This window comes from Achromobacter sp. 413638, assembly GCF_043119405.1.
GTDB lineage: Bacteria > Pseudomonadota > Gammaproteobacteria > Burkholderiales > Burkholderiaceae_B > Achromobacter.
The window spans coordinates 18,065-43,227 of the sequence record NZ_JBICCO010000031.1 but is presented as its reverse complement, the minus strand read 5'-3'; the positions used below and the strand labels follow the sequence as shown (position 1 = coordinate 43,227).

Here is a 25,163-nt window from a genome sequence, read left to right as displayed (position 1 = left end):
GGGGGGGGTGGAAGAAAACCGCTCAGTCCGGCTCGAACTGCCGGGTGTGCGGGTTGAAGTGAAGCGCCTCGTCCACCGCGGTGATCGGCGTGAAGCCGTCCAGGTAGATGTTGTTGAGGTACTGGTCGCGATAGGTCAGCGCCTGCCGTGCCTGCTCCTCGGTGAGGCCGTTGTCGATGAAGTACGCCAGCATTTCCTCGTCGGAGGAAACTTCGTCGTTGGACAAACTGCCTTCAACGAGCTTTAACAGCGAGGCGGGGAGCGCAGCCAGGATCGGGTCCATGTTGGTTCCTCCTGGCTCAGGCCAATAGTGCCGCGGCGGGTGCCGTGGCAACCGTGGGTGTACGACGCCGCGCGTGGTAGGCGCGAACGCCTGCACGCCAGTCGGCGGACTGCTCCGGTGCGAGGTCCAGATAGGACAGCGGGCACGAGTAGTAGTACGGGTGCATGGACTCGTCCAGCGGCTTGTAGCCCCACTGGTTGCCGCTGCGCTCCAGAAGATCGCAGCGGATGTAGCGCAGGGACTGGCCCGGCGCGAGATCACGATGCACGCCTTCGGCCCTGGCCGTCACTTCCGCGACGGACCAGAGGACGTTGCCGCGCAGCGTGTGGGCGATGACCTTCACGCTGGCGCGCTCGGTCTCCTGCGGTGCGATCAGTTCGGCGATCAGTTCAGACCGCGATTGGGGAGAGAAATACCAGCCCATGAGAGGCCTCCTGAAGAAGTAGAGCCAGAGGCCTCCCCGTGGGGAAGAACCCCCAGCGGGTGATGGAATGCCGCGTGTGCGGCGATGGAATGCAGTGCGGGCTAGGAACCGCAACCGGCCGGGCAGCAACCCAGCGTGATCCCATGCGAACAGCAGCCGTTTTCAGCGAGCCAGTCCTGGGTTTCCTGCCGTTCGGCAGGTGTTGCGTAGTCCCATTCCTGGGTCGCGATTTCCAGCGCATGAACGCGCTGGCTTTCCGGCAATCGACTGGCTTGCGCGTCGATCTCCGAGCTGAAAAGCGTGACCCAGTGATCCCAGGACAGGCCGCAACCACGTTGGGCATGCTCGGCGGCCGTCTTGCAAACGGCGCGCCACGCGGTTTCGTCCAGCGCGGAACGGGGTGTATCGCAAGTGATGGTGGACATGATGGAGACCTCCAGAAGAAAGCCGAGGCCACCCCCGCATGGGGAAGGAACCCCAGCGGGTGGATGAAGAACACCGCGGATGCGGTGTCTGCAATCACGCAGGTTGCAGTTCGGCCTGGCGGCTCCACTCCTGCGTCTTGAAGTCCAGCGCGTAGCCCAGTTCGCCCAGGCGGGCGATCTGGGCGCGCAGGGCGCGGCGGTCGATGGTCGAATCCAGCTTCACAGACTCGCCCAGCGGCCACAACAGGCCGAACAGCGCGGCGTCGCCATCCTCGGTGCTGCCGGGGGCAGCAGCCGCAGCAGGCGGCGCGTCCACGCCGAAGGGCGTGGTATCGACCAGCGGGTCCGCGGACGTCTGCACGGGTGCAGGTTTGGCGGACCTGGATGCCTTGGCGGGTTTGGCCGGCGTTGTCGCAGGCTGTGTCCCTTGATCTTCATCGAGCGGATCGACTTCCTGCGGGGCGAAGCTATGTGCTTCGGCCTTGCTCAGCTTGTCGATGCCGAAAAGTGTCATACCGTCCAGGTTGGCGCGCATCTCGAAACGCATGCTGCCGTCGCTGATCGGATAGCCTTTGAGGAAGATGTAGCGAAGGACGAACTCCCCTTGATACTTGCCCTCGGGGTATTGCTCCAACTCCGCGTCTTTAATCGTGAATTTTCCGAGTTGGCATTCGAGCTTGCCAACATTGAACTTTCCGTTGCGGCCATGAATGGTGCGCAGCGCGAGCTGGCCCGGGACGATGATGGGAGTGGCCGATTTCTCGGGTGCCGATGTGACTGCCATGATGCTTCTCCTTGAGGAATAGGAAAAAGGCAAGGCCCCGTGAGGGGCCATGCCGGATCAGAACGAAGCAGCCAATGCCGGCTCCTGCTCTTCGACTTCACCTGCGGGCTCGCGCTCGGCGGGCTCGATAGGCTGGTCGGCAGCGGTGTCGGCGGCGTCCTCGGCTTCGGGCGCGGGTGCGTCCTCGGCCTGCGACGCCTCGGCTTGCGCCTGGCTCGTCGGATAGACCTGGGTGCCGTCGATCTTGATCAGACCGATGTGGATCAGCGTCGATTCCAGGCTCGCTCCCGGCTCCCCGGCGCGCTCACCCTTGGTGCGGATGTACGGATCGATCTTCATGTCGTTCAACTTGAAGGCGATCAGCACCTTGCGGTCCCCTTCGATGGCCTGCACGCACCGGCGAACCAGGTGCTCGGCTTCAGGGGTGGCGACGATGGTGTCGAAGTACCGATAGTCCGGTTCACCGACAGGCCCGGCCAGAGCCGCGACGCAGCACGACAGGAACGGATCGCCATCCTTGGGGGTGACGTCCTTCGGACGGCTGAGGTAGCCGATGCCGCGGGTGATCAGCTCGTGCTGCTTGATGGAAGCCAGTTCGGCCCGGTCAAGCGGCTCGGCCTTGAGCAGTCGCGCCTTGAGGGACGCGGCGGCTTCACCCTTGCGCTCGCCCTTGTCGCGGATGTACGCATCGCCCCACAGGTCGCCGAGGCGGAAGCGCACCAGCGGGCGCTGCTTGGGATCGTCAACGCCGATGTAGCGCTGGACGAGGTTCTTGGCCTCGGCACCCGAGACCTTGACGTCGAAGTAGCGGTAGCTGGGGTCCCTGGCGGGGCCGACCAGCGCGGCAACGGTGCATGCCAGGAAAGGCTGCGCACGGCGGCCGCCCCGGACAGGCACTTCACGGACACGCTGGATGTAGCCGATGCCCGAGGTGTGGAGGTCGAAATACGATTTCTCGTTGGACGTGGTGTTCATGGTGAATCTCCATAGGGAAGAAGCGGAGACACACCAGCCCCACGCATGCGGGGAAAGGTGCGTAACCCCGCGGTGGGTCGATAAGGCGAAAGCATCCGCCACCAGAGACTGGTGGCCGCTCGCGGATGGATGCGGTGCGAGCTGGCTCGGTCACGCAGTGGGAACTGCGACGCAACCTTGAAGACCGATGGTTGCTTGGCATGTCGCTGACAACGTCAGCAGGCATGGGGTCAGCATGGCCGGGCCTCGCGCGCGCGACAGCAATCAATCGGCATCCGGGCGCTTCCCATTTTTTCCAGGCTGCCCAGTTCCGCCCAAAAGAAAGCCCCCGAAATGGGGGCTTCAAGGGGTATGCGGACATTTTTGGACTACGCCGATTCCACCGCCGCCAGCGACAGATACGTAGCGGTGGCGGACAGCTCCAGATCATCTGAGCTTTGCAGAATGCGAGTGAAAACGCTGTCTTTCGGGTCGAAGAACTCGCCGAAGTCGTCGCCGCCAAGCTCGGCGCGTGCCAGTTCCCACCAGTCATCGAACGGGTCGGTATCCGGGTTGCAGCCGACGGCATAGGCCAGCAGCTTCACGCGGCCATCGGGGCGGCGCTCTCCGCGCTCGGCGAGGAAGTACACGCCCTGGTCCTTGGCCAGGGCGACGCGGCATTGGTTGGCGATGGCTTCGGCAAGCACGGGGCGCAGGTCGGAGCCTCTGAATCGCAGTGACATGGTTGAAATCTCCTGTATGGATGAAGAAAAAAGCCCTCCACCGAAACGGATGGAAGGCTTGTGGGGCAGTCGCCGGTAGGCTGTGGACTGATCAGTCGTGCCGCTAGGCTTCCTGTCTGGCACGTCAGGCTGGAACCGCCTGACGTTGCCGAAAGGCTTTGGCGTCGATCACGCTCACGTCGATCAGGCGCCAGCGCCCGTCGTCGATGAGCCGCTCCAGCACTTCACCGAGCATGTCGAAATACACCTCGTCGTGCCTATCGACCAACTCACCGTCGCGGTGCAGCTCCACCACGTAGGTGTCGCCGCCACGGTCGTAGAGGATCGTCACCTGACCCTCGAACTTGGTGGTTGAGACCGTGAAGCTGATCGCCGGCGGGGTCTCGATGATCCTGGAGGGCTTGGGATCGACCCAGGCGAAGTCGCGGGCACCTGCATCGACCAGCATGTGGGTGATGCACCGGAACCCGTCGGGCGCGGGCATCTCCTCCAACTGCTCGATGAGTTGGCCCAGCTCCATGCACTGCGGCTCGGGAATGGGCAGCTTGGCGGGTGCTTTGCCAAGGATATGCCTCGTGATGGTGTAAGGCGTGCCATCCGAAGTCTTCTCGGTGACGACTTCCGGGGTGTCCGCGCGAAGCCCGTCGAAACGTCGCCGGGCGTAGGGTTGGACATGGACCTTGGCGCCCTCGCTGGGAACGGTGGTCACCAGGTTGGGATCGAGCACGGCGAACTCGGAAGGCTTGAGCTTGACGACGATGGCATCGTCGGTCGCGGAGACTACCTTGCCGTTGAAGGGCTGAGGGTCAATGGCGAAGCCCAACGTCGAGGACTGCGGCTGATCATCGAATACGCGGTATTTGAACGAACGCACGTTGCGAGGGACATGGCCCGCGACAAGCGAAGGCATCATGGATTTGATGAGGGAACGGTCCATGGGAATCTCCTTGAGGAAGAACAAGGGATTCCCCGCCCGCAAGGGAGAGGTCCCTTGTGGGTGGCGTGAACGGACGGGGTACGTCCATAGGAAGAAACGACCAGCACGGTTTCCCGCACTTGCAGCCTTGAAGGTCTCGGCTGCCAGGGCATGTGTCGGCAACGCCGACGAACATGGAGCAAGGATGGCTCTGGAATGGGCGGCCTGCCTGCAAGAAATCGCACAGCGTCGCACCCGCTTTCCTGCGCTGCGGACAAGAAAAAGCCCCTCGAAAAGGGGCTTGGTTGGGTCAGGCTTCGTACACGAAGTAGTGCTCGCGCTGACGTGGGAAGAAGACATGCTTCCATGTATCGCCGCTGGTGTTGCCACCGTCGAAGACGACCATTTCGTAGTCGTCAATGTCGGTGTCCACCAGGTCGGCGCTGGCGATATGGCGCATGTGCAGCGTGCCGCTCATGCGCTCGAATACCAGGATCTGGCCGATGGCGTCGTCCTGGCCCATGGCATTGACGCAGGCGCCGAGCTGGTGCTCGAAGTCTGGCGTGCGCGAGATGAGGTCGGGGAACATGAGGTTGCTCCTATGAAAATGGACCAGCCCGGCTCCGGGAGGGAGACGGGCCGGTATGGGGGAGAACAAAGAGGAAGGATGTTGCGTCGAGCGGCTGCTAGGATTCGGCCAACGGCAGGCCCAACAGCACGGGTGCGTCGGCGTCGAGAATCAGGATGCGCACGTCGGCCTGGCCAGCCAGTTCAATGACGTTCGCCAGGTCATCCGGCATACCCTTGCTTCGGTGCTCCTGGCGAAGCTGCTCCGCACTGATGCCCTCGGCGTGGTCCAGGTTCTTGTCCGTCCAGGGAGTGGAGATCAGCTTGATGCCGATCGCCGGGCTGTACGGAACCCGGAACGCGATGAACAGGAATGCCTCCGGCGTAGCGAGGTCTGCCAGGTTGGCGAGGTATTGGCCGGTTTCTTGGCTGATGTGTGCGCTGCTGATTTCCCAGCACCGGCTGTAGTAGCCGGTCTCGAAACTCAGGCGCTGTACGACTTCCCGCGCTGCCTCTGCCGAATAGGCGTCGCCGACGTGGATGGGGCGACCGTCGAAGTCGTCGCCATGGATGGCATAGACCACGGCACCGATTACACCTTCGCCGCTGACACCTTCTGCGGTATCGCATTCGGCCAGCACCTCGGCACTCACGGGTTCGGGACCATTCCTGACCACGGCGAAATCGCTGGTGACGATGCACGAGGATGAAATCAGTTCCTCGTCGGAAAAGTGCTTTTGACTCGCGTGGATGATTCGCCAGACATGCGGGCTTCCGTCGTCGTAGCCGATGCACAGCGTGCGGACGATTTTCAGATTCCAGTAGCCGCGGAGAAAGGGATTGGGTTTCTGGGACATGGGAACTCTCCAGATTTGAATATTGGGGCCAATCTCCGCCACCGGGAATTGGACCCGGTTGGTTGAAAGTGGAAAATGCGTCAGTCGGCGCTGATCGTTGGCGTCTGAACCAGCCGTTCGGCGATGCGATGGCGCACATTTAGGCGAAATTGCTCATCGGTGATGCCGGCAAGCAGGTTGGCGGCCTCCAGCGCGATCAACGCTGAGGCCTCTTCGATGTCGGCGGCCAGGATGGTGTTGCGCAGTTGATCGCCGAGTTGAAGCGCCTGCGAGGACGTTCTGAAGACCTGGACCTCACGGCTCAGGTAGCAGCCGTTGCCGCCGAACTCGAATAGCCTTGGCTTGCTGCAATACCAGCAGCCCTCAAACTGGATGGCGGTCAGGTTATGGCCGTCATCGAAGCGGGTAGCGATCAGAAGCAGGGCTTCCAGGTCGGCGCCGTCCTCGAATTGGTGGTGCTCGATCAGGTTCTCCAGCTCCCCGTCCTGGTCAGCACCGAAGTGCGCGGCCAGCCGTTCAAGCAGAGGCGGAATCGACAACTCTTCGTCGTCGGGCATGGGGATGCCGAGTTGTGTGGCCAGGTTTTCCAGACCGTCCAGCACATCTGTCCAGCGTGGATCATTGGTTTCGGCGATCTGGGCGATGTAGGCCTGCCCATTGCCGGGATGGTTTTCGTCGAGCGCGAAAGCACCGAACAGTGCCTTGATGACGGGAGTAACGCGGTTGAGCACGAGAACGCCCGTGCCTTCGTAGTAGTTGTTTGCCATGCTGGCTCCTTTCGAGAAGAGCGGAGCCAGCCCATGCGGACGATGGCGTCCGCAGGGAATAGCCCAAGGCCGTTGGCGTCGGGCGATGGGGAAGAAAAATTGAGGGACATGGCCTTATGGGCGCATGTCCCTCACGGGGGGATCGAGAGGACAGTGGCGTGCCGGAGACCGGCTCACCAACCGCTGTAGTTCACCAGCAGGTCGGCGATGACCTTGCGGCGTTCCAGATCGAGACCGTCGAAGTCCGACAGCCCGTGGAAGCGGCAGCGCTTGAGCATGGCACCGCCCTCGCGCGCGTTGTAGAAGCTGACCATGGCGGACAGGAACATGCGTTCGCCGCTGCTCAGGACGCCGAGGGCATCGTTGAGCCGCAGCATGTCGGGACGCAAATCCCACTTGGTCTTGGCCTGGTTCAGGCCTTCACGGGTGCCGTCGCCGAACCACTCGGGACCAGCAATCTCGACACCGCGCTTCCAGGCCTCGAAGAAGGCTTGGGGCGCGGCAGCGAAATGCTGCTCTTCCCGCATGATCTGATCGACGACTTCCCGCGGCAGTAGCTGGTTCATGACGTGATTTCTCCAGTTGGATCAGGGAATGGCGAGCTGGGACCAGCCGCCTCTTTCGAGGGCGCGTTGAGCCGCGGCATAGCTGCGGAAGTACTCGCGGGATTCCCGCGAAACGGGACCTTCGGTATCGCGCGTGCCGATGTAGTGGCCGGCGGCGCTTTGCAAGACTTCGAGCGGCAGGAACTTGCCGCAGTAGGTCAGGGCCAACTGGCCGAAAGAGGCTTGCTGGGACATGGACGGGCTCCTTGGAAAAGCGGGGCCTTGTCCCTCACGGGATGGCAGCTCCCGCACGCGGTTGATAAAAAGCATCAGCGTCACGGGGACGCTCATCCGCAGAATTGATGCGATGCGGACTGGTGGGTGACGCGGGAGAGACCCGCGGCAGCCTGGAACCCTGGCTGCTGGCATGTGCTGACGAATCAGCGAACATGCAGGCAGCTTCGTGCGAGGGCTGCGCCGCGTCAGTTGGAAAACGGCATTCGGCCCAGCCCCGATTGATGAGCACAGGAAAAGAAAAGCCCCGCATCGAGTACGGGGCTGTCAGGAGGGTGCGGTGGCGCTGGGTCAATCGGGCTTGTCGCCCAGGACATGCTGCTTCCACAGGTCGAATGCCCGCTCGGGCGGAAGCTCGGCGAGGATGACGATGGGCTGGGCCTGCCTGGTGCGCAGCGAAGCGAAGTACGCCTTGCGGTCGGCGATAGCCTTGAGCTTGATGCCTTTGATGAACAGCAGTTTGCCGTCCTTGATGAACAGCACCTTGTTGCCGATGTCGCGGTTGAAGGCGGCTCGCACCTTGCGCTCCGCGTGCATGGCATCGGCCAGTTCATCGACCAGGAAGTCGAGCGTCATGTCGATGTAATGAGGGTCTTCACCCTCCTGGCCTAGATCGAGCGGCGCAGGCGGCAAGCCCTTGGCAAAGGCTTCGGCCTGAGCCAGCAGCGTCGTCTTGCCGTTGAGCGCGCGGAGGAATGTCGAGCCGCCATGCCCGTCGTTGCGGGCCTCGGCGATGGGAGTGCCGTCGAACACGATGGTCGCGGTGAAGCACAGCGTTTCCTCGCTGGCGAAGTCGGCGACCTTGAGGTTCTTCAGCGTGATGCGGTCTTGCTTGGTGATGGTGTCCATGGGAAGTCCTGAAATCGACCGGGTGGCGACATGCCCCTGACGGGACGTGGCGACCATCCCGTGGGTTGGAGAAAGGAGGCATCGATGCCCCGGTGGGCAGCGTTCGCCGGTGAGATGCCGAAGCGAACTGGTGGGTGGCGTGGGCGGAACCCACGGCAGCCTTGACACCCTGGCTGCGGGCTGCTGCCGATACATCGGCAATGCAGGGGGAGAATGGCGCGGCCGGCAGGCTGCGTCGTCGATCAATCCGAAGCGGTCGAGTCCGTCTTGTGCAGGCACTGCACCAGCCGGTTGCCCAGCCAAGCCATGCACGGGACGGCCATGGAGTTGCCAATCGCCTTGTAGCGCGGAGCGTCTGCGGCAGGCTTGCCGCGATACGGGATCAGCGTGTAGTCGTCGGGCATGCCCTGCAGCCGCTCGCACTCCATGGGCATCAGCCGCCGCACCCGCCATTGCGACCAGTCCGCTGCACCGGATTCATTCCAGTCGTAGCGGAAATGTGCCTCGAAGTCGGGGGCCAGGACATGGGGCTTGTCTGCGCCGCCGCCGCTGGTACGCAACGCCGCCGCAACGCTTCCGCCCAGTTCGGCAGCAAGACCCTGCGTCCGTCCCCGCAGGGCAACGCAGGCCACCATCGGCACACCGTAGCCCGGCTTGCCGTTGGACAGGACGGTGCAAGACACCTGTCCATGGCCCGACTCGAAGCGCACTTCGCCGCGGTTGTTCTGCGCGAAGGCGATGGCGGGCACGACGCCTGCGTTCGCATGGCTGTTGCGATGCCCGCCGGCACGCAGCGTCGGCGTCAGGTCGATCGTGGCGTCCGCGCCGCTGCCCTGGGCGGTGAAGGCGATGATCGGCACGCCCTTTCCCGTACCGTCCTCGCTGCTGCCCTTGCCGTTGTTGGCGGTGTCGAGGGTGTGGGCGATGCTGCCGGCGATGGACTGCACCATGAACGTCTCGGTGCGGATGTCGTGCTTGGGACCCGCGGCCATCAGGCATGCCGCAACATCGACGGGGCCAATGCCGCCGCTGAATCCGAACGTCGTCGTGACCTTGCCGTAGGGCTGGTTCAGTCCAGCGAATCCTGCGTATCCGCCTGCTGCTGCAGCACCCGGTCCAGCAGCGCGGGCAGCTTCTTGCCACGGCGCGCGGCCCGCAGAAGAATCCCCGCGCAGGCCTGTGCGCTCAAAAAGTACTTCGGAGGGATCGAGGTCATCACCACCACATGCCACAAGAAACACGCGCTTGCGGCGTTGGGCGACACCGAAATATTGAGCGTCGAGCACGCGCCAGGCGATGCGGCGGCGGGGTCCAGACACACAACCAGCGTGCGCCCATTTTTCCCCTGGCGGCTGGAGCGCACGGCTTTCTCCGGCCAGTGCGCCCAGGAAATGCCCGAAGGCATTGCTGCGGTCGTTGAGGACGCCGGGGACGTTTTCCCAGACGAGCGTTGCCGGCGGGCGGCGGTCTTGGTGGCGGGTTTGGTCGATGGCATTTGCAAGCTCCACATAGGCAAGGGTCAAGGCGCCGCGCGGGTCGTTCAACCCCTGGCGCGCGCCGGCAACGCTGAACGACTGGCACGGCGTGCCGCCGACCAGGATGTCGGGCGCCGGCACGGTGCCGGCGCGCACCTGACGGGCGATCGCGGTCATGTCGCCCAGGTTGGGCACATGGGGGTAACGGTGGGCGAGCACGGCGCTCGGGAACGGCTCGATCTCGGCGAACCACGCGGCTTTGAGGCCGAGGGGTTGCCATGCGAGGCTCACGGCCTCGATGCCGCTGCACACGCTGCCGTACAGCAGTGGCGCGGCCTGGGGCGCACCGCGAAGGGTGCAAGGTTGCGGGTTCATGTCGGGTCTCCTGTTCGTGTGGCCCGGGGCGGGCCGGGACGTTGATAGGCAGGAGAAAGGCGCCGAAGGCCCTGCGGCCTTCGGCTCGGGAGGACAGAACCACCCGTGGGCTGGTGCAGGCCCGGTCGTCGCTAGAACCGTCTGCTCATCAGCAATCACACCCGGCGCATGTCGTGGTTCGCGCCGGCATCGTCTGGCGCACATCCGCGCACAAAGGGAGCCCGTTTTTGCGCCGGCGGGCACCGGCACCGAATACCGCTGACCACGAAGGGTCTCCGGGTGGCTCGCGCAGCTTGGCAAGCCACCGGGGGACCCTTCGCAGAGGCGGGAGAAATGCAGATCAGCAGAACGCGCAGGAGGCGGTTCGCGGAGAAGCTACCTTCAGGTCCCGCGGCCGGGGATGACCAAGCGGGACGCGCACACGGACAAGAAGGCGTTGCGCGCTGGGCGTCCCGCAGGGCGTGCGGAACACAGGCCGCGCCGCCGATGGCGGGCACGGTTCACGGGGAACGGGGTCGGTCAGGAGCCTTTGCGGCCGCTGCGGCGCGGGCGCGAGGCACCACGCTTGGACGTGCCGGATTCGACCGGCAGCGTGCCTTTGCAGTCGGGGTAGCGACTGCACGACCAGAATGGGCCGCTCTTGCCGGTGCGCTGGCGCGTCGGTGCGCCGCACTGTGGGCAAGGCGGTCCGTGGGGAACCTTGATGGACAGGGACGTGCTGCCGTACTGCGCGATCAACTGTGAGATCCATGCAGCCTGCTTGCCGATGAATACGTCCAGCGTGAGCTGTCCAGCTTCGATCATGTCCAGCGCCTGTTCCCAGACGGCGGTTGTCCCTGGGTCGGCAATCGCTGTGGGCACCGCGTCGATCAGGGTGAAGGCCGCATCCGAGGCACGGATGGCGCGGCCCTTCTTCACGAGGTAGCCCCGCGTCAGCAGGCCACTGATGATGTTGGCCCGCGTCGCTTCGGTGCCGATGCCGACCGTATCCTTGAGCTTCTGTTTCAGGCGCGGGTCCGAGACCAGTTTGGCGACGCCCTTCATGGACTTGACCAACTCGCCCTGCGTATAGGGCCGAGGGGGCAGCGTCTTGAGCGCCTTCAGATCGACGTCGGCCACCTGACATGCCAGGCCCTCGCGCAGCGCGGGCAGTACCTGGCTGCGCGCCGCAGGGTCGCCATCCTCCTCGGATTGCGGTTCGGCCAGCACCAGGCGCCACCCCTTGACGACGACCTGCTTGCCGGTGGCCGCCAGCGTCTGCTGGCCGCAGGAGAGGTTCGCCACATTGCGGTCGAACTCGTGGTGAGGAAGGAATTGCGCCAGGTAATGCGCCCGGATCAGCCGATACACTGCCAGTTCCTTCTCACTCATGGTCGAGAGGTTCGCCGGTTCGAGCGTCGGGATGATGCCGTGGTGAGCAGACACCTTCGCGTCGTTCCAGGCGCGTGAGCGTTGAGTGCGGTTGAGCTGGTCCATGATCGGTCGCAGCAAGGGATCGGTCTTGACCAGGCTGTCGAGGACCGTTGGCACCTCGGCGAACATGCTTTCGGGCAGGTAGCCCGAATCGGAGCGCGGGTACGTCGTGGCCTTGTGCGTCTCGTATAGGGCCTGAGCAATGTCTAAGGTCTCCTGCACATCGAGCCCAAGCTGCCTGGAACACACCTCCTGCAAGGTCCCCAGGTCGAACGGCAGCGGCGGGCCTTCCCGCACGCGCTCGGTTTCGACCGCCACCACCTGGGCGCTGTCCGCGGCGCGGATCTGCTGCGCGGCGTGCTGCGCGATGGGCTGCTGCAGGCAGCGGCCGGCGTCGTCGGTGCATGCTTTCGGGGGAACCCACTGCGCGGCGAAAGTCTGGCCACCGGCGGACAGGGACACGTCGATGGCCCAGTACGGCACGGACACGAAGGCGGTGATCTCGCGGTCGCGGTCCACGACCAGTTTGAGCGTGGGGGTCTGGACGCGGCCTACCGACAGCACGCCGTCGTAGCCGGCCTGCCGTCCCAGCACCGTGAACAAGCGGCTGAGGTTCATGCCGACGAGCCAATCCGCCCGAGAGCGCGCCAGCGCCGAGTAGTACATCGGCAGCGTCTCGGCCGATGGCCGGAGCTTGCCGAGTGCCGCGCGGATGGACGCATCGTTGAGCGCCGACAACCACAGCCGTTCGATGGGACCGCGGTAGCCGCACAGGTCGATGATCTCGCGGGCGATCAACTCGCCCTCGCGGTCGGCATCTGTGGCGATGACAAGCTGGGTCGCCTTAGCCAGAAGCGCCTTGACGACTTTGAACTGCGTGGCGGTTTTAGGTTTGACCTCGACCCGCCAGTGCTGAGGAATGATGGGCAACTGCTCCAGCGACCAGCGCTTGAGCGCCGCGTCATAGACCTCGGGGGCTGCCGCTTCGACGAGATGGCCGATGCACCAGGTGACGGTGACGCCGGAACCGTTGAGGCAGCCTTCACCGCGCTGCGTGGCACCGAGAATTCGGCCAATGTCTTTGCCCTGGGAGGGCTTCTCGCACAAGAACAGCCGCATGTCCGTCCATCCCGATTCCCGTTGTTCATGGAGTTGCTGGAATCGAGGATGCCGAGCGCCACCTGGGGTAGCAGCAAACAAGCCGCATGCGCCGGCGACCGCTTTCACGCCGATGGAATGGCTCGGGCGGGGATGGCGCGTGGCCGCAGGTGTGCGGACCAGTAGCCGCGATTTGCGGGAGCGCGTGGAAGTCGATGGACGTTGATGGAGCTATCCCCAGGGGATAGCTTGCGGGGTGCATGGAGGGCGGCGAAGCACTACGGCGGCCGCCCTCCATGCCGGTTCACTTCCTGCGCTTCGCCTCCTTCGGCGCGGTCGATTCCTGGGCAGCCTGTGGCTTCGGTTCTGCCTCCTGCGGCTTCGGACTGAGGGCCACGGACTCGATGCGGTACGGCAGGATGCCGACGCTGCGCGCGTTGATCTGCCAGGTCTCGCGCGGCTGATCTTCGTTGTCCGTCCAAGGCTCGCGCTCCATGCGGCCGATGACCAGCACGCGCATACCTTTCTGGTACAGGTCCTTCCAGTGCTCGGCGTCGCGGTGCCAGATTTCCACCGGCGCCCAGAAGCCGCCGCGGTCCTCGAAGGTGCCATCCTTCTTGGGTACGGGGTTGTCGAAATAGACGTTCAGGCGCAGCAAGCGGCTGGGTTCGTCATTGCCGTTGGGGAATTCGCGGTACTCCGGTGGCGAGCCGATGTTGCCTTCGCCAGAAAAATGCGTGCTCATGGTGTGATCTCCGTGGTGGTTGAAATACCCGTGCCTCGTCGGCGCCGGGCGCGTGCTGGGATGCCCGGCGCAATCACCGATCGCGCATTGCGGCAGGAACGGACGTGAGCCGGTGCAGGTAGGCGTCGTCCGCCTCGGCGGCCTTGCTGGCGCATTCCTGCGCCTGCCTGCCCAAGGTGTGCAGCAGGCTGATCTGCATGTTCAACGTGATGCGCTGCAGCTCGATCGCGTGCAGGTCGGCCAGCAGGTTGACGGGTGTGCTGCTGCTGGCGATCAGCTCCCGCCACAGCGCCACGCCCATGGCCGACCTGTCGTGCCTGCGCCAGCGCAAGAAGACGGTTCCTGCGCCAGTGGTCTGTTGGGCCAGTTCGATGGGCAGAAGGTGGAAGGGGTGCCCGCATGCTTGCTCCAGCACCTGTCGCTGTGCCAGGGCAATCAACTCGTCGCGCATGGCGAAGCACTGGCTGGCCCAGGCCTCGAAGTCCCCTTTACCCTTAAAAGGCTTTAAAAGGCCTTTTAGAGAGGCCGCGTGTTCCAGCCGCATGAAGGCACCCTGTTGCAGGCCCCGGAAGTAGCGGGTCGGTTGGTTCAGATCGTTCATGCGGGCTCGTCCTCGCCGGCTGACGCTTCGGGCGGCTCTGCGGTGGCGGCTTCGTCGCTGGGCGGAGGCGCTGTGGCAGGACCGTCGCCGCGCTGTTGCAGGCCACGGCGCACGACGGGTGGCGCAAACTTCGAGCGGCGTGTCCCCTCCAGCACCTCCTGCGGCAGTTCGCCGTACTTCTCCAGCGCGACTCGCGCAGCGGCGTTCTTCGCCGCGAAATCGTCGCGGGTGCAGCCCGAGTAGCGATACTGCTGGGCCAGCGAGAACAGGCTGCGCAGCGCGTGCGCGCCCTCGTTGAGCCAGCGTTCCAAGGTGCTGCGGTCGATGAGCGCGGTGTGGTGGGCGAGGATCAGCTTGCGGGCGATGTCGTCGTAGTCGGCCAGGAGATAGACCGCGGCAAAGCCGAGCTGCGCGTTGACGAAGAGCGGGAGCTTGACCGGCTGCACGTTGAGGTTTTCGCCCAGGCTGAGCGCCGGTGGCACGCTCGCCAGCGCCTGGTCCACCTGCTCGCGCAGCGATTGCAGCGTGACCTTGGTTTGGTCGAGCTTGTCCTCGATGCGCAGCATCCACCAGTCCGAGTACGGGTCGTCCTGCTCCGAGCCCCGCCGCATCTTGTTCATCTGGGCGATGTAGCCGTTCAGGCCGACGATGCCCGGTCGCCCCTCGGCGGCGGCGCGGCCGTGCCAGATGCGGGAAGCGTGATGGGTGTGCAGGGTCAGCGACATCGCGCTGCGCAGGGAGCCGAGATTCAGTTGCAGAGGTTCATTGGTTGCCATGGTGTCCGCTCGTTGTTGGAAAAGGAGCGGCCAGCTTCGGCAGGAAGCGGAAGGCAGTCAGTCAAGAATCCGAATCCCGGCGGGCCCCGGTTTAGGGCGCGGCGGTTGCATGCGGCGCGAGCTATCCCCAGGGGATAGCTCCATGGAGCGTCAACGAACGCTGCACGCCGGGATCAGGGTAGGCAACACCGATGCTGCGGCAGATGGTCGATCCCAGGCCTGCGACAACTTGGCGTTGTGCCCAGCAGCGGAACTATCCCCAGGGGATAGCTCTATTGGCGGCCATGGGCATCTACTTTCACCGACTTGCATGCCGGCTCACTTGCTGGCGAGCAGATTGCGTAGCCGCTCGATGTGCTGCTTGGCGACTTCCGGCGGCACTGGCTTACCCTGCGGCTGAGGTGGCGGTGCTGCTGGTGGCCGCTCGTTTGGCGGGACGGGTGCCGATGGCGCGTCTTTCTTGGCCCAGGCATTGAACTCGCCATGGATGGCGCGCTGGATGATGCCGAACAGATACCCCGCAGGATTGCGGATGCCATGACTGCTGCATCGTGCGGCCCAGTCGTCCAGCACGGCCTGTCTCAGCGCGGCATCGACCTGCTGCAATGCCACCCTGGCACCTGTCTGCTGCTCTGCCTTCAGTTCCGTGAAGCGCTTGGGCCATTGCAGATCGCCCAGCGCGCGCGCCTGCGCGGTAGTACGTACTTCATTAATACGACTACTACGTACTGTACGGGCCTGCTTCGGATTCCGAAGAGAGGCGTCTGGCGCGGGTTTCGCCCCTGCTTCGGATTCCGAAGACGGGTCGTCCGCATTCCGAAGAAGGCTCGATGCTCCTTCTTCGGAATCGTGGGCGGCATCCTCCTGTGGATAACTTTCGGCGGCCGTGATGCCTTGGCTGGCGAGGCGTTCGGCCAGGACCTGTAGCCGCGACGGCAGTGTGCGTCCGGAGAGCATCGGATCTTCCGCGATCTCCTTGAGGGTGTTCAGACCGACCATCTGGACAGCCTTGGCCGAATGGCCGAGGGACTGGCTGACCAGTGCCAGGTAGTCGGCGTCGAGCTGCATGGCCTCGAAGGGCGTCAGTGGTTCATCGTGCAGAACGTAGAGGTTGCCGAGGATGCGGCCGGTCTTGGGGTCACGCCGTCGCCGTACCAGGCTCAACCATCGGGTGAGGCGCAACAGCGTCAACGCTCGGGCCACGGTTTCATGCGAGGCCTGCCCGGCGCAGGGCATCGACGCCAGCCAGGGTCGAAGCTGCTCATACGTCGGGAAGGCTGTCATGCCGTCGTCGTTGAGCATCAGCCGGAACACCTGCCAGGCGTTGCGCTCCAGCGGCGTCAGGCGACGGTCGAGGAACAGCCGCCGCGGCACGGTCTCGTGCCGGTTGCCGCTGAAGAGGAAGGCATCGCCTGACGTGGCGGGCGTCGGCGTAGGCACGGGTGCTGGCGCACTGGGGCTGGGCTTGGGCGCGAGGTCTTTCAGGGCAGCATCGAACAGATCCGCGAGTGCGACGGGGCCACGGCGTGGTGCGGTGTCGTCCACGGCCATGGCTCAACCCAATCCCTGATCGACCCAGCTCTTGATCGAGGCCCAGACCACCGACAGAGGCAGCGACATGCCTTCGGCCAAGTCCATGGTAGCGTCGAGGATGGAGGTTTCGTCTTCGAGATCGACATTCCTGCTGCCGGTCACGGCCTTCCATTGCCGCCACAGCTCCGTGTCCTGTTTCTCGTCCAGCACGGGGTGGCGGCCCTTGCGCTTCGGCAGGCCGAGGATTTCGCGGCGAAGCGCCACCTCCTGGTGGGTCAGGCCATAGAACCGACTGACCATCTCGGTGCTCGCGCCCAGCCTGAGCATGCGATCGACCGTGGCGATTTCCTTCTCCACGTCCTGCGCCTGCTTGAGCAGTCGCCGGAGCACTTCGCGGTTGACCGTCACCGAGCACCAGGAGACGTTAGCGTTGGCGAGCACGCTGATCAGCGCGGGATGCTTGAGGGCGTCCAGTTCTTCCTCGCCAAACCCCATCAGTTTGCACCGGCGCAGTTGCCCATTGCGCAGGTCATAGAGGGCCTGGGCGATGACGGCCTGGTTGAGTGGGTGTGGTGCGGACATGCTGGCCTCCCTCGCTCACATTCCAACGCCTTCAGCGCCGGCTTCAAGGTCGAGCAGGCGCCGGGCCAGCCGCAGCAGCCGGAACAGCTTGACCAGCGAGGTATCGCTCAATCGCTGGGCCGCATCACCCTGGCCGTGCAGCAGCGCCGGCAGTTCGATGACGATTTGCCCGTCGTGCAGGCCGACGTCGGCGGGCCGCTGACCGGCCAGGCACGCTAACAGCGCGAGGACGGCACGGCCCAGCGGTGCCGAGCTTTGGGTGCGGGCCCGGCAGACGAAACCGATACCCTCTGCACGGTCATCAATGCACTCGTCCAGGTCTGCCTCGCCCGCGATTTCGCGGGCGAACTGTGCGATGTGGATGCGCAGGCGCTCGGCTGTGTCCACGCCGGGATCGATGTACCAGACATCGGAGATCGGATAGAGCCCGCCAGCCTGCACAGGGATGGACTGCAAGACACTCGCCGAGAAGTCGAGCGGCAGCGCATCACCCAACTGGTCGGCGACCATGCGCTGAATGGACTGGAGCCGTTCGGTCGTCGGTGCCGGCGAGACGATGTGCTCCCGAAGCAGATCGCCACCCACCGCAGGGTTGGCCGGACTTGCCTGGCTGGCATCCGTGTCGCTCTCGCGCGTCGAAGGCGTTGCCGCAGGTCGGCCTGCAGGCGGCGCTGCGGATGCAGCCCCTGCGATGGGTGGCGCAGTGTTGGCAGGTGGGCGCGCGATGGTTCCCGGCTCCGGCAACGCAGGCGGCGTCGATGGCGGCGTTGGGTCGCTGACCAAGGCGCGCTGCCGGCTCTCGGATTCGGTCATGTCCAGGGCGAGCACGTCGTAATCGACACCCAGCATCTCGGCCATCTGGCCGATCAGCTCGTCCTGTACACGCTGCGCGGAGAACTCGTCGGCCTGGACGTCGAATTGCGACAGCACTTCCTGGAAAAATTCGTCGAAGTCCTGAACCAGTGGGCGACCCTTGGCGTAGCGCTCCCACGCGAGCATGCAGGCTTTGCGCATGACCGACAGGCGTTCGACCTGATGGCGACCGAGACCGCCATAGAGCACGGTGGGGATCGCGGGCAGGAGATACTGCACCGCGTCGTTCATGCGGCTGATGTGCGACTGTTGTACCGGGAAGCCATCGGCGGCGAGGCGGCGGGCCAGCTCGGACTGGCTCAAGGTGGTGCCGCTTTCTTGCTCGTAGAACTCGCGCGCCTTCTCGACGCCGAGGGCGCGCTCGATGAACGTGAGGCCCCCGCGCAATTCGTTCTCGGCCAAGTGGCCGGTCAACATGACGACTTCGCCGCGGCTGGGCCACGGCCGGAACAGGCACGATACACGGAAAAACCGCTCGTCCTTGGTCTCTGACCATAGTTCGCGCAGGATCGCCAGCCGAGTATTTCCACCGTTGCGGATGATGTAGTGGGACTCACCTGGTCGGCGAGTGATGGCCGGCGCTGCGTCCAGACCGCGCTCGCGGATGGACGCCTTGATTTCCTCGTAGGCCGGGTTGCGTTTTTTCCTGGGATCGTGGTCGTAGGGGCGCAACTGATCTAGGGTCACGACCATGGGGGTGTCGGCGATCGGGTCGCTCAAGGTCGAGGCTGACGGGCCGCTGCGCTCGAACCCGGCCGCGAGCAGCTTGCCAGCCATCTGCTGGGAGGTGATCTCAGCCATGGCCGCCTCCCTGCGCTTGGTATCGGGCCTCGCGCTCGGCGCGGCGGATTTGCGCACGGGCATTCAGGGTCGCCCGGTGGTCGCTTGCCGTCGAGCTGGTGTAGATCGCGGCGCAGCCAGGCTTGGTGAACTTGAGGTGGCCGCCAGGCGTGCGTTTGACGTGCCAACCTTCGCCAACCGCGAACTCGATCAGGGCGCGAAGCCGCTTGTGGCCTCGGGCTAGCTCATGTGCGTTCGCCATGGGACCTCCCGGCATCAAGAGGGTGTGGCGGACGGCCGGACACCATGGCAAATCGGTGCCGCCATTGCGGAAATAGTTCGTCTGCGAGGCCGCGCATGGTGTCGAGCGCGGCGAGGGCGACTCTGCCCGGCGGCTGGCGGTATTCGACCCGATGCACTGGCAATCCGCGCGTAGCTGCACGCGGATACGCCTCGATGGCCGGCACGTCGGTGGCCAGCACGCGGATGCCGGCGTGGTCCTGGAAAAGATCGCGCAGGGCCTGCTGGATCAGCCGTGCATTGGCTGACACAGGGTGGACGCGATTGATGAGCAGATGCAGAGGTGGAGGCTCGATGCCCAGGTGCCGGTAGGGCGCAATGTCTTCGAGCAACTGCATGGTGCCGCGCCGCAGCTCGCGCGCCGCGAGAATTTCCGGGGTCACGGGCGACAGCGCGAGGTTGGAGGCGAGCACCGCCATCTCCAGCAGCACCGAGCGCGCACCTTGGGTGTCGATCAGCACCAGGTCATAGAGAGGCGCCAGGACCGGCAAGAGATGGCGCAACCGTAGGCGCCCATCCGGCGTGTGCAGCAGCAAAGTGTTCAGCTCGCCTCGGTGGTCGTTGGAGAGCACCAAGTCCAGGCCCTCGATGTTCGTGCGGGACACAAGCAGCCCGAGGTCGCGCTCGTTGAAGGCCAGCAACTCGTAGATGCCACCAGGTGCGCGGTGGCCTAGCTCGTAGTACGAGGACAAGGTGGGCTGCACGTCGAGGTCGAGCAGCAGTACACGCAGCCCCGCGTCCGCGGCAAGCCCGCCGAGGTTCGCGGCCGTGGTGGTCTTGCCGACGCCACCTTTGGTTGAAATGATGGATACGACCTGCATGGCGTTCTCCGTGTGAGGATGGGAAGTCCGCTGGAGAACGGGTCAGGCCCGGTTGTTGACGCGCTCGGCGATCCACTGATCGATCTCGATGGAGTCCCAACCGACCGCGCGCACGCCCAGGCGCAGCGCCTTCGGGAACAGGCCTTTGCGCATCAGGTTGTAGATGTGGGCGCGTTTGAAACCCGACTTGGTTTCGACTTCATCAAGCCGCAGGATGCGGCGCTCGCTTGCGGGCAGTGCAGGTGTTTGCGACATGGCGGTCACTCCTGAACGCTCAGTGGCGTTTGTTGGCGTGACCTCCATTCAATAGACATGGATGGGAAAAGACATTGCAAATGCAATCTCCGCGATTGCACATACAAGATGGAAAACCTCAGACTGTTGCGCTACGCAGCCGGCGTCTGGCCGTGGCGAACTTGCCGTTTAGCGTCCGCTCCGCGATCCCCATTGCGCCGCTGTGATGGGCGACCAACGCGCTGACCACCGCCTCCTGCGTCTTGAAGCTGGAGTACGGAACGCCGGAAGGCGACTGGCCGAGCATCAGGTCCAGCATGCTGCCGATGATGTTCAGGTAGGTGGCTTCGGCGCGATCACTGATCAGGCACTGTGCGCCAGCAGAGGGCGCCATCTGCTTGAGAAGCGCTCCGTGCTTTTCCTGCAGCTCATGCAGTTGGCGTTTGTACTGGTCCAAGGTGGACTTCAGGGCCAGGCGCTCGACTAGCATCGCCTGCCCAGTTTCCACCGAGATGAAGGGATGGGCGATGCGCTCGCTCCGGGAGAAAAGGAAGCACGGTCGTTGCTCGGGATAGTGCTGGCGCATCCAGCGCTTCAGATCGACGTGGCGCACCGTCAGATCAGGGGAGTCGATCAGCGCGGAATCGCGCGTCGTGATGCCGTTCCGTCCGAAGGGCAGTTCTCCATTGAGGATGCCGTCGAAGATGCGTTCGGTGCAAAGCCGCAGCTCGTCACAACGTGGACAGTCCAACGACTGCGGCAGGCGCCTTGGCGACGAAATCGAAGCCAGGATCACCTGCTCGTATCGCAGCAGCCCGGCCCAGCGGATGGACGCTTCGATCGGGCGATAGAACACCTTTGATGTTGGTGCATCATTCTTGTTCTCGTGCATGCTCCGTCTCCTTCCAGGAGAAGAACTACATGACCGACTCCTTTGTCGCCGACCTCATGGTCGGCCTGTCGCTTGTGTAGGAAGTGGGTCCCGAAGGCCGCTTCGTCATGTGGTTTGAATACTTCTCACCAGTTCGCGCAACTGGTAGTCGTCGTGTGTTCGATGTGCAAAAATCATCGATCAGAAGGTCGAGCATCGGGACGTAGGCTCGACAGCGACGCTCACGCTATCAGGGTCGTGAGAAGTTACGGTTTCTGCAAAACCGTCTAGGTATGACCTGATATGCCAGCGGTCTCAGGAAGCGTGAGGGGGCCGCAATCGTCCTCGAATGTCCAGTCGGACGCAGCAAACCGGCGCCTGTCATGCTTGCCCCGTCATCCTGATATATCGACAAAGAATCGTGTGCGGAAACGCGGTGGCCAGCATGCGCGTTCTTTCAAAGGAGCTTGACCAGAAGGTCGCCTGTGAGTTGTGGTGCAGGCGTTCCTAGGTGGCATCCGAGCTGTGCCATCACCAGAACCATCTGCCTGATCGTCTTCGCGGTGATGGATGCGGGGCAGACGACCGGGCGTGGATGATGAGTTCGAGGGAGTTGCCTACGACGATGTACCGATCGTGGGTCTGGTGTGCTGAGTGCAGCTCTTTGGACGTCTGTGGAACTCTTTGGACGAATTTGTTGCCGAGGACGAAAAACAAGGCTACAATTGAGGTCTTCGCTGGCCAGCCCAACGAAGAAAGTGATTGGGAAACAACGACTTACTGTCCTAGTACACGTCTCGTTTCCCGCTCCAACATCCGATCCGCAGATTTCCACCGGAGTCTGCGGATCATTGAAAAAAGGGCCTGTCGGCCCTTTTTTCATTTCCGCGCGATCCCTCATCACGCGAGATAAGGCAGCCTCGGCGCGGGCACCCGCTCGTGGATCAGGCCCACACGCTCGACGATCTTCAGGCACGACGCTTCCAGGTGGCGCCGCAACGCCTCCTGCGCCTGCCCCGTCTCGCCGCGAGCCAGCGCTTCCAGCACGTCCAGATGCTCCTGCATGAACGGATCTTCGTTAGGCATGGGCGCGGCAGCGCCCAGCACATGCTTGCTCAGCGTCAGGATGCAGCGCGTGCGCTGCAGGCTTTCGACGATGCTGTCGTTGGGACAACGGCCGATCAGCGCGACATGCAAATCATGTTCCAGCTCGTCCAGCTCGGCCCGGGTCAGGCGCGGATAGCGCGCCTTGGCGCGCCGCAGCCGTTGCGCCATCGCGGCGATGTCTTCGGCGGACACGTCGGCGGCCGCGCCGGCCAGCGCGGCGGGCTCCAGCAGCCAGCGCAGCTGATAAAGGTTGCGGATGCGCCGCTCGTCCAGCGGCGTGACGATCCAGCGCTGGCGCTCGTCCTTGCCCACCAGCCCCAATCCTTCAAGCCGCAACAGCACGTCGCGCGCGGCGGTGCGACCAACCCCGAAGTGCCGCGCCAGCTCGACCTCGTTGAGCCGATAGGCGCCGAACACCGAAAGATGGACCACGTCGTGCTCGACCGCGTGATAGATGTGCTCCCAGCCCTGTGCCTTGCGCACGGGTTCGCTCTCATCGCCCAGCCCCAGCATCCCTGGCGTCAGCGATTGCCGCAAGGGCGTCTCGGACGCGCCGCCCGCCAGCATGCCACGGCCGTCAAACCGCGCAACCAGTCCTTCGCTTTCCAGCTCGCGCAGCGCCTGGCGCACGGGGTTGCGCGTGACGCCCAGCAGTTCGGACAGCGGCCCCTCGAGCAACACCATGCCCGGCGGCAACGCGCCGCTGGCCAGCGCCTGGCGCAACAGGTCCGCGATGCGGGCATAGAGCGGGGTGCTGGCGGGCGTTCCGGGCAAGGAGAATTCGGTGGACATGAACGTATTCGTGGACGGCGTCACGGGAGGTGCATCGCTTATGCGTCAGACCGAATCGTAAGACAAGCACGCACTCGATATGAAGCAGCTAGGGAAAACGATAGCGCTTATTGCCGGCATTGATCGTTTATATTTTTGATCATTGCCGGCAACAACCCTTTATTGAGCACCAGCACGAGCCTTGCGGACGAGGGATCATGGATTACGACTTCGACTTCAGTTTCCTGTCCACGCATTGGGATGCCTTCCTGGCCGGCGCGCGCTCGACGGCGCTCATGTCCCTGGCGACGATCGCGCTGGGATTCCTGGCGGGCGCGGTGCTGGCCGTGATCCGCACGCAAGGGCCGCGCGCGGCGCGCCGGATCGTCACGGCCTACGTGGACGTGATCCGCAACACGCCGCTGGTGATTCAGGCCTTCTGGCTGTTCTTCGGCCTGGCCTCGCTGCAGGTGCGCATTCCGGCGATTGCCGCCGCGGTCATCGCCTTGGTGATCAACGTATCCGCGTACACCACGGAAATCCTGCGGGCGGGCATCGAGTCGATTCCTCGCGGCCAGATCGAGGCCGCGTCCTGTCTGGGCATGAACCGCTGGAAAGTCCTGCGCCTGGTGATCCTGCCCCAGGCGGTGGAACGCATGTATCCGGCGCTGGTCAGCCAATTCGTGCTGATGCTGCTGGCGACCTCGATCATGTCCCAGATCTCCGTCGAGGAACTGACCTCGGCTGGCTACAGCGTCCAATCCGAGACGTTTCGCGGGTTCGAGATCTATCTGGTCGTCGCCCTGGTCTATCTCTGCCTGTCCTGGCTACTGCGCCTGCTGATGGCCAGCCTGGCCCGCGCGGCGTTCACCCGTCAACGCCGGCTTGGCACGCCGCTGTAGCGCCCCAAGGGCAGTCCCTCCCCCCTCTCTCGGAGTCGGCACATGTTGGGCATTTCCTTCGAACAATTGCGCTTCATCCTCCATGGCGCGGGCTGGACGCTGTTGCTGTCGCTGATCGGCTTCGCCGGCGGCGCGCTGCTGGGACTGCCGCTGGCGCTGTTGCGCAGCCGCGGCGCGCGCCTGTGGCGCGCCACGACGGGCGCGCTCATCCAGCTGGTGCAGGGCATTCCGCTGCCCGTCCTGATGTTCCTGTGTTATTTCGGCATCAGCATCGCCGGCTATGACCTGCCCAGCCTGGCGGCGGCGGGCCTGGCGATGACGCTGTATTCGGCCGCGTTCCTGGCGGAGATCTGGAAAGCCTGTATCCAGGCCGTCTCGAAGACGCAGTGGGAAGCCGCCGAGTGCCTGGCGCTGCGCCCGTTGCAGTGCGTCCGGCATGTGGTACTGCCGCAAGCGGCGCGCATCGCGGTGGCGCCCACGGTGGGATTCCTGGTGCAGATCGTGAAGAACTCTTCCTACGCGGTGGTGATCGGCTTCTTCGACCTGACCTACTCCGCGCGCGTCGTGAACAACTCGACCTTCGAGCCCTTCGCGGTGTTCAGCATCGCGGCCGTCCTGTACTTCGCCATCTGCTACCCCCTGTCGGTGCTCTCGTACCGGCTCGAGAAACGCCTGCGCCGCGTCTAGGCGACAGGCTGGAAAAAATCAGGAGACAGATTTCATGAGCGACATCGTTTGCTTCAAGCAGGTACGCAAGTCCTTCGGCGATGCCCAGGTGTTGAAGGGCGTCAGCTTTTCCGTCGCCCCCGGCCAGGTCGTGGCGCTGATCGGCCGCAGCGGCTCGGGCAAGACCACGGCGCTGCGCTGTATCAACGGACTGGAAACGATCCAGGACGGCCAGCTGCAAGTCTGCGGCCGGGCGCTGGAACGCGGCGGCCATAACCTGCTGGCGCTGCGCCAGGAAGTCGGCATCGTGTTCCAGGCCTACAACCTCTTTCCCCACCTGACCGTGCTGCAGAACGTCAAACTGGCGCCCTGCAAGGTCAAGGGACTGCCGGACGCGCGGGCCGACGCGCTGGCCATGCAGGTCCTGGACAAGGTGGGCATGCGGGACCGCGCCCACTACTACCCGGAGCAACTGTCCGGCGGACAGCAGCAACGCGCGGCGATCGCCCGCTCGCTGGCCATGCAGCCCAAGCTGATGCTGTTCGACGAGGTGACCTCGGCGCTGGATCCGGAACTCACCGGCGAAGTGCTGCGCGTGATCGAATCGCTCGCCGCCGAGGGCATGACCATGGTGCTCGTGACCCACGAAATGGCGTTCGCCAGATCGGTGGCCGATCAGATCCTGTTCATGCATGACGGCGTCGTCTGGGAACACGGAGACGGCCGCATGCTCGACCAGCCCCGCACCCCCGAATTGCGGCAGTTCATTTCCAGCGGCTTGTAGCCCGGTTACGCCGCCAGCTTTCCATCCCGCCATCCATAGGGAGAATCC

The 25,163-nt window shown here is 64.3% G+C and carries 29 protein-coding genes; 3 read left to right on the top strand and 26 right to left on the bottom strand.

Annotated elements, in window-relative coordinates:
- Positions 1 to 22: 22 nt before the first annotated feature.
- The 26 genes from ACEU5R_RS14800 to ACEU5R_RS14675 form a co-directional block, all read right to left on the bottom strand.
- Positions 23 to 283 carry a hypothetical protein gene (locus ACEU5R_RS14800; RefSeq protein WP_023103920.1) on the bottom strand — a complete coding sequence of 87 codons (261 nt, stop codon included), beginning with the start codon at positions 281 to 283 and terminating at the stop codon, positions 23 to 25.
- 16 nt (positions 284 to 299) lie between these two features.
- Positions 300 to 707, bottom strand: coding sequence for a hypothetical protein (locus ACEU5R_RS14795; RefSeq protein ID WP_023103921.1), 408 nt, complete (start codon positions 705 to 707; stop codon positions 300 to 302).
- 101 nt (positions 708 to 808) lie between these two features.
- Positions 809 to 1,132 carry a hypothetical protein gene (locus ACEU5R_RS14790; protein ID WP_023103922.1) on the bottom strand — a complete coding sequence of 108 codons (324 nt, stop codon included), beginning with the start codon at positions 1,130 to 1,132 and terminating at the stop codon, positions 809 to 811.
- A gap of 94 nt (positions 1,133 to 1,226) precedes the next feature.
- Positions 1,227 to 1,916 carry a DUF3275 family protein gene (locus tag ACEU5R_RS14785; RefSeq protein WP_023103923.1) on the bottom strand — a complete coding sequence of 230 codons (690 nt, stop codon included), beginning with the start codon at positions 1,914 to 1,916 and terminating at the stop codon, positions 1,227 to 1,229.
- 57 nt (positions 1,917 to 1,973) lie between these two features.
- Positions 1,974 to 2,891 (bottom strand): DUF3577 domain-containing protein, encoded by a 918-nt coding sequence (locus ACEU5R_RS14780; protein WP_023103924.1) that lies wholly within the window; start codon positions 2,889 to 2,891, stop codon positions 1,974 to 1,976.
- A 368-nt stretch (positions 2,892 to 3,259) separates the two neighbouring features.
- A complete protein-coding gene (locus ACEU5R_RS14775) occupies positions 3,260 to 3,613 on the bottom strand; it encodes a DUF3085 domain-containing protein (protein WP_009459699.1) in 354 nt (117 codons plus the stop codon).
- A gap of 124 nt (positions 3,614 to 3,737) precedes the next feature.
- Positions 3,738 to 4,550: a hypothetical protein gene (locus tag ACEU5R_RS14770; RefSeq protein ID WP_023103925.1), complete on the bottom strand. Its 813-nt coding sequence runs from the start codon at positions 4,548 to 4,550 to the stop codon at positions 3,738 to 3,740.
- 289 nt (positions 4,551 to 4,839) lie between these two features.
- Positions 4,840 to 5,118 (bottom strand): hypothetical protein, encoded by a 279-nt coding sequence (locus ACEU5R_RS14765; protein ID WP_009459701.1) that lies wholly within the window; start codon positions 5,116 to 5,118, stop codon positions 4,840 to 4,842.
- Between the two features lie 97 nt (positions 5,119 to 5,215).
- On the bottom strand, positions 5,216 to 5,953 hold the full coding sequence (locus tag ACEU5R_RS14760; protein WP_017512403.1) for a hypothetical protein: 738 nt from the start codon (positions 5,951 to 5,953) through the stop codon (positions 5,216 to 5,218).
- A gap of 80 nt (positions 5,954 to 6,033) precedes the next feature.
- Positions 6,034 to 6,720 (bottom strand): hypothetical protein, encoded by a 687-nt coding sequence (locus ACEU5R_RS14755; RefSeq protein WP_017512402.1) that lies wholly within the window; start codon positions 6,718 to 6,720, stop codon positions 6,034 to 6,036.
- 173 nt (positions 6,721 to 6,893) lie between these two features.
- Positions 6,894 to 7,286: a hypothetical protein gene (locus tag ACEU5R_RS14750; RefSeq protein ID WP_017512401.1), complete on the bottom strand. Its 393-nt coding sequence runs from the start codon at positions 7,284 to 7,286 to the stop codon at positions 6,894 to 6,896.
- 21 nt (positions 7,287 to 7,307) lie between these two features.
- Entirely contained in the window at positions 7,308 to 7,520 is a 213-nt protein-coding gene (locus ACEU5R_RS14745) for a hypothetical protein (protein WP_003290186.1), read from the bottom strand.
- A gap of 330 nt (positions 7,521 to 7,850) precedes the next feature.
- Positions 7,851 to 8,408: a hypothetical protein gene (locus ACEU5R_RS14740; RefSeq protein ID WP_023103929.1), complete on the bottom strand. Its 558-nt coding sequence runs from the start codon at positions 8,406 to 8,408 to the stop codon at positions 7,851 to 7,853.
- A 242-nt stretch (positions 8,409 to 8,650) separates the two neighbouring features.
- Entirely contained in the window at positions 8,651 to 10,258 is a 1,608-nt protein-coding gene (locus tag ACEU5R_RS14735) for a DNA cytosine methyltransferase (protein WP_023103930.1), read from the bottom strand.
- Positions 10,259 to 10,777: 519 nt separating this feature from the next.
- Positions 10,778 to 12,790, bottom strand: coding sequence for a DNA topoisomerase III (locus ACEU5R_RS14730; protein ID WP_028690960.1), 2,013 nt, complete (start codon positions 12,788 to 12,790; stop codon positions 10,778 to 10,780).
- Positions 12,791 to 13,073: 283 nt separating this feature from the next.
- Positions 13,074 to 13,514, bottom strand: a complete 441-nt coding sequence (locus tag ACEU5R_RS14725) for a single-stranded DNA-binding protein (protein ID WP_028690961.1) — start codon at positions 13,512 to 13,514, stop codon at positions 13,074 to 13,076.
- Between the two features lie 73 nt (positions 13,515 to 13,587).
- A complete protein-coding gene (locus tag ACEU5R_RS14720) occupies positions 13,588 to 14,115 on the bottom strand; it encodes a DUF3158 family protein (RefSeq protein WP_028690962.1) in 528 nt (175 codons plus the stop codon).
- Positions 14,112 to 14,891: a PFL_4669 family integrating conjugative element protein gene (locus ACEU5R_RS14715; RefSeq protein WP_028690963.1), complete on the bottom strand. Its 780-nt coding sequence runs from the start codon at positions 14,889 to 14,891 to the stop codon at positions 14,112 to 14,114. The genes ACEU5R_RS14720 and ACEU5R_RS14715 overlap by 4 nt, the downstream gene beginning before the upstream one ends.
- A 318-nt stretch (positions 14,892 to 15,209) precedes the next feature.
- Complete coding sequence (locus ACEU5R_RS14710) at positions 15,210 to 16,442, bottom strand: STY4528 family pathogenicity island replication protein (protein WP_028690964.1); 1,233 nt, start codon at positions 16,440 to 16,442, stop codon at positions 15,210 to 15,212.
- 3 nt (positions 16,443 to 16,445) lie between these two features.
- Positions 16,446 to 17,006, bottom strand: a complete 561-nt coding sequence (locus ACEU5R_RS14705) for a DUF2857 domain-containing protein (RefSeq protein WP_023093474.1) — start codon at positions 17,004 to 17,006, stop codon at positions 16,446 to 16,448.
- Positions 17,007 to 17,021: 15 nt separating this feature from the next.
- Complete coding sequence (locus ACEU5R_RS14700; protein WP_028690965.1) at positions 17,022 to 18,680, bottom strand: ParB family protein; 1,659 nt, start codon at positions 18,678 to 18,680, stop codon at positions 17,022 to 17,024.
- Positions 18,673 to 18,921, bottom strand: a complete 249-nt coding sequence (locus ACEU5R_RS14695) for a hypothetical protein (protein ID WP_019726333.1) — start codon at positions 18,919 to 18,921, stop codon at positions 18,673 to 18,675. Before ACEU5R_RS14695 ends, ACEU5R_RS14700 begins: the two co-directional genes overlap by 8 nt.
- Positions 18,905 to 19,780: a ParA family protein gene (locus tag ACEU5R_RS14690; protein WP_028690966.1), complete on the bottom strand. Its 876-nt coding sequence runs from the start codon at positions 19,778 to 19,780 to the stop codon at positions 18,905 to 18,907. The genes ACEU5R_RS14695 and ACEU5R_RS14690 overlap by 17 nt, the downstream gene beginning before the upstream one ends.
- A 42-nt stretch (positions 19,781 to 19,822) precedes the next feature.
- Positions 19,823 to 20,035, bottom strand: coding sequence for an AlpA family transcriptional regulator (locus tag ACEU5R_RS14685; RefSeq protein ID WP_009459729.1), 213 nt, complete (start codon positions 20,033 to 20,035; stop codon positions 19,823 to 19,825).
- Positions 20,036 to 20,153: 118 nt separating this feature from the next.
- Positions 20,154 to 20,906, bottom strand: coding sequence for a hypothetical protein (locus ACEU5R_RS14680; protein ID WP_028690967.1), 753 nt, complete (start codon positions 20,904 to 20,906; stop codon positions 20,154 to 20,156).
- A gap of 879 nt (positions 20,907 to 21,785) precedes the next feature.
- Complete coding sequence (locus tag ACEU5R_RS14675) at positions 21,786 to 22,784, bottom strand: GntR family transcriptional regulator (RefSeq protein ID WP_392410668.1); 999 nt, start codon at positions 22,782 to 22,784, stop codon at positions 21,786 to 21,788.
- A gap of 197 nt (positions 22,785 to 22,981) precedes the next feature.
- Between ACEU5R_RS14675 and ACEU5R_RS14670 the strand changes: the two genes are divergently transcribed.
- From ACEU5R_RS14670 to ACEU5R_RS14660, 3 genes are read left to right on the top strand one after another with little or no spacing between them, the layout of a single operon-like run.
- Positions 22,982 to 23,665 carry an amino acid ABC transporter permease gene (locus ACEU5R_RS14670; protein WP_392410667.1) on the top strand — a complete coding sequence of 228 codons (684 nt, stop codon included), beginning with the start codon at positions 22,982 to 22,984 and terminating at the stop codon, positions 23,663 to 23,665.
- A 42-nt stretch (positions 23,666 to 23,707) separates the two neighbouring features.
- Positions 23,708 to 24,352, top strand: a complete 645-nt coding sequence (locus tag ACEU5R_RS14665; protein WP_392410666.1) for an amino acid ABC transporter permease — start codon at positions 23,708 to 23,710, stop codon at positions 24,350 to 24,352.
- 34 nt (positions 24,353 to 24,386) lie between these two features.
- Positions 24,387 to 25,115 carry an amino acid ABC transporter ATP-binding protein gene (locus tag ACEU5R_RS14660; RefSeq protein WP_392410665.1) on the top strand — a complete coding sequence of 243 codons (729 nt, stop codon included), beginning with the start codon at positions 24,387 to 24,389 and terminating at the stop codon, positions 25,113 to 25,115.
- Positions 25,116 to 25,163: the final 48 nt, after the last annotated feature.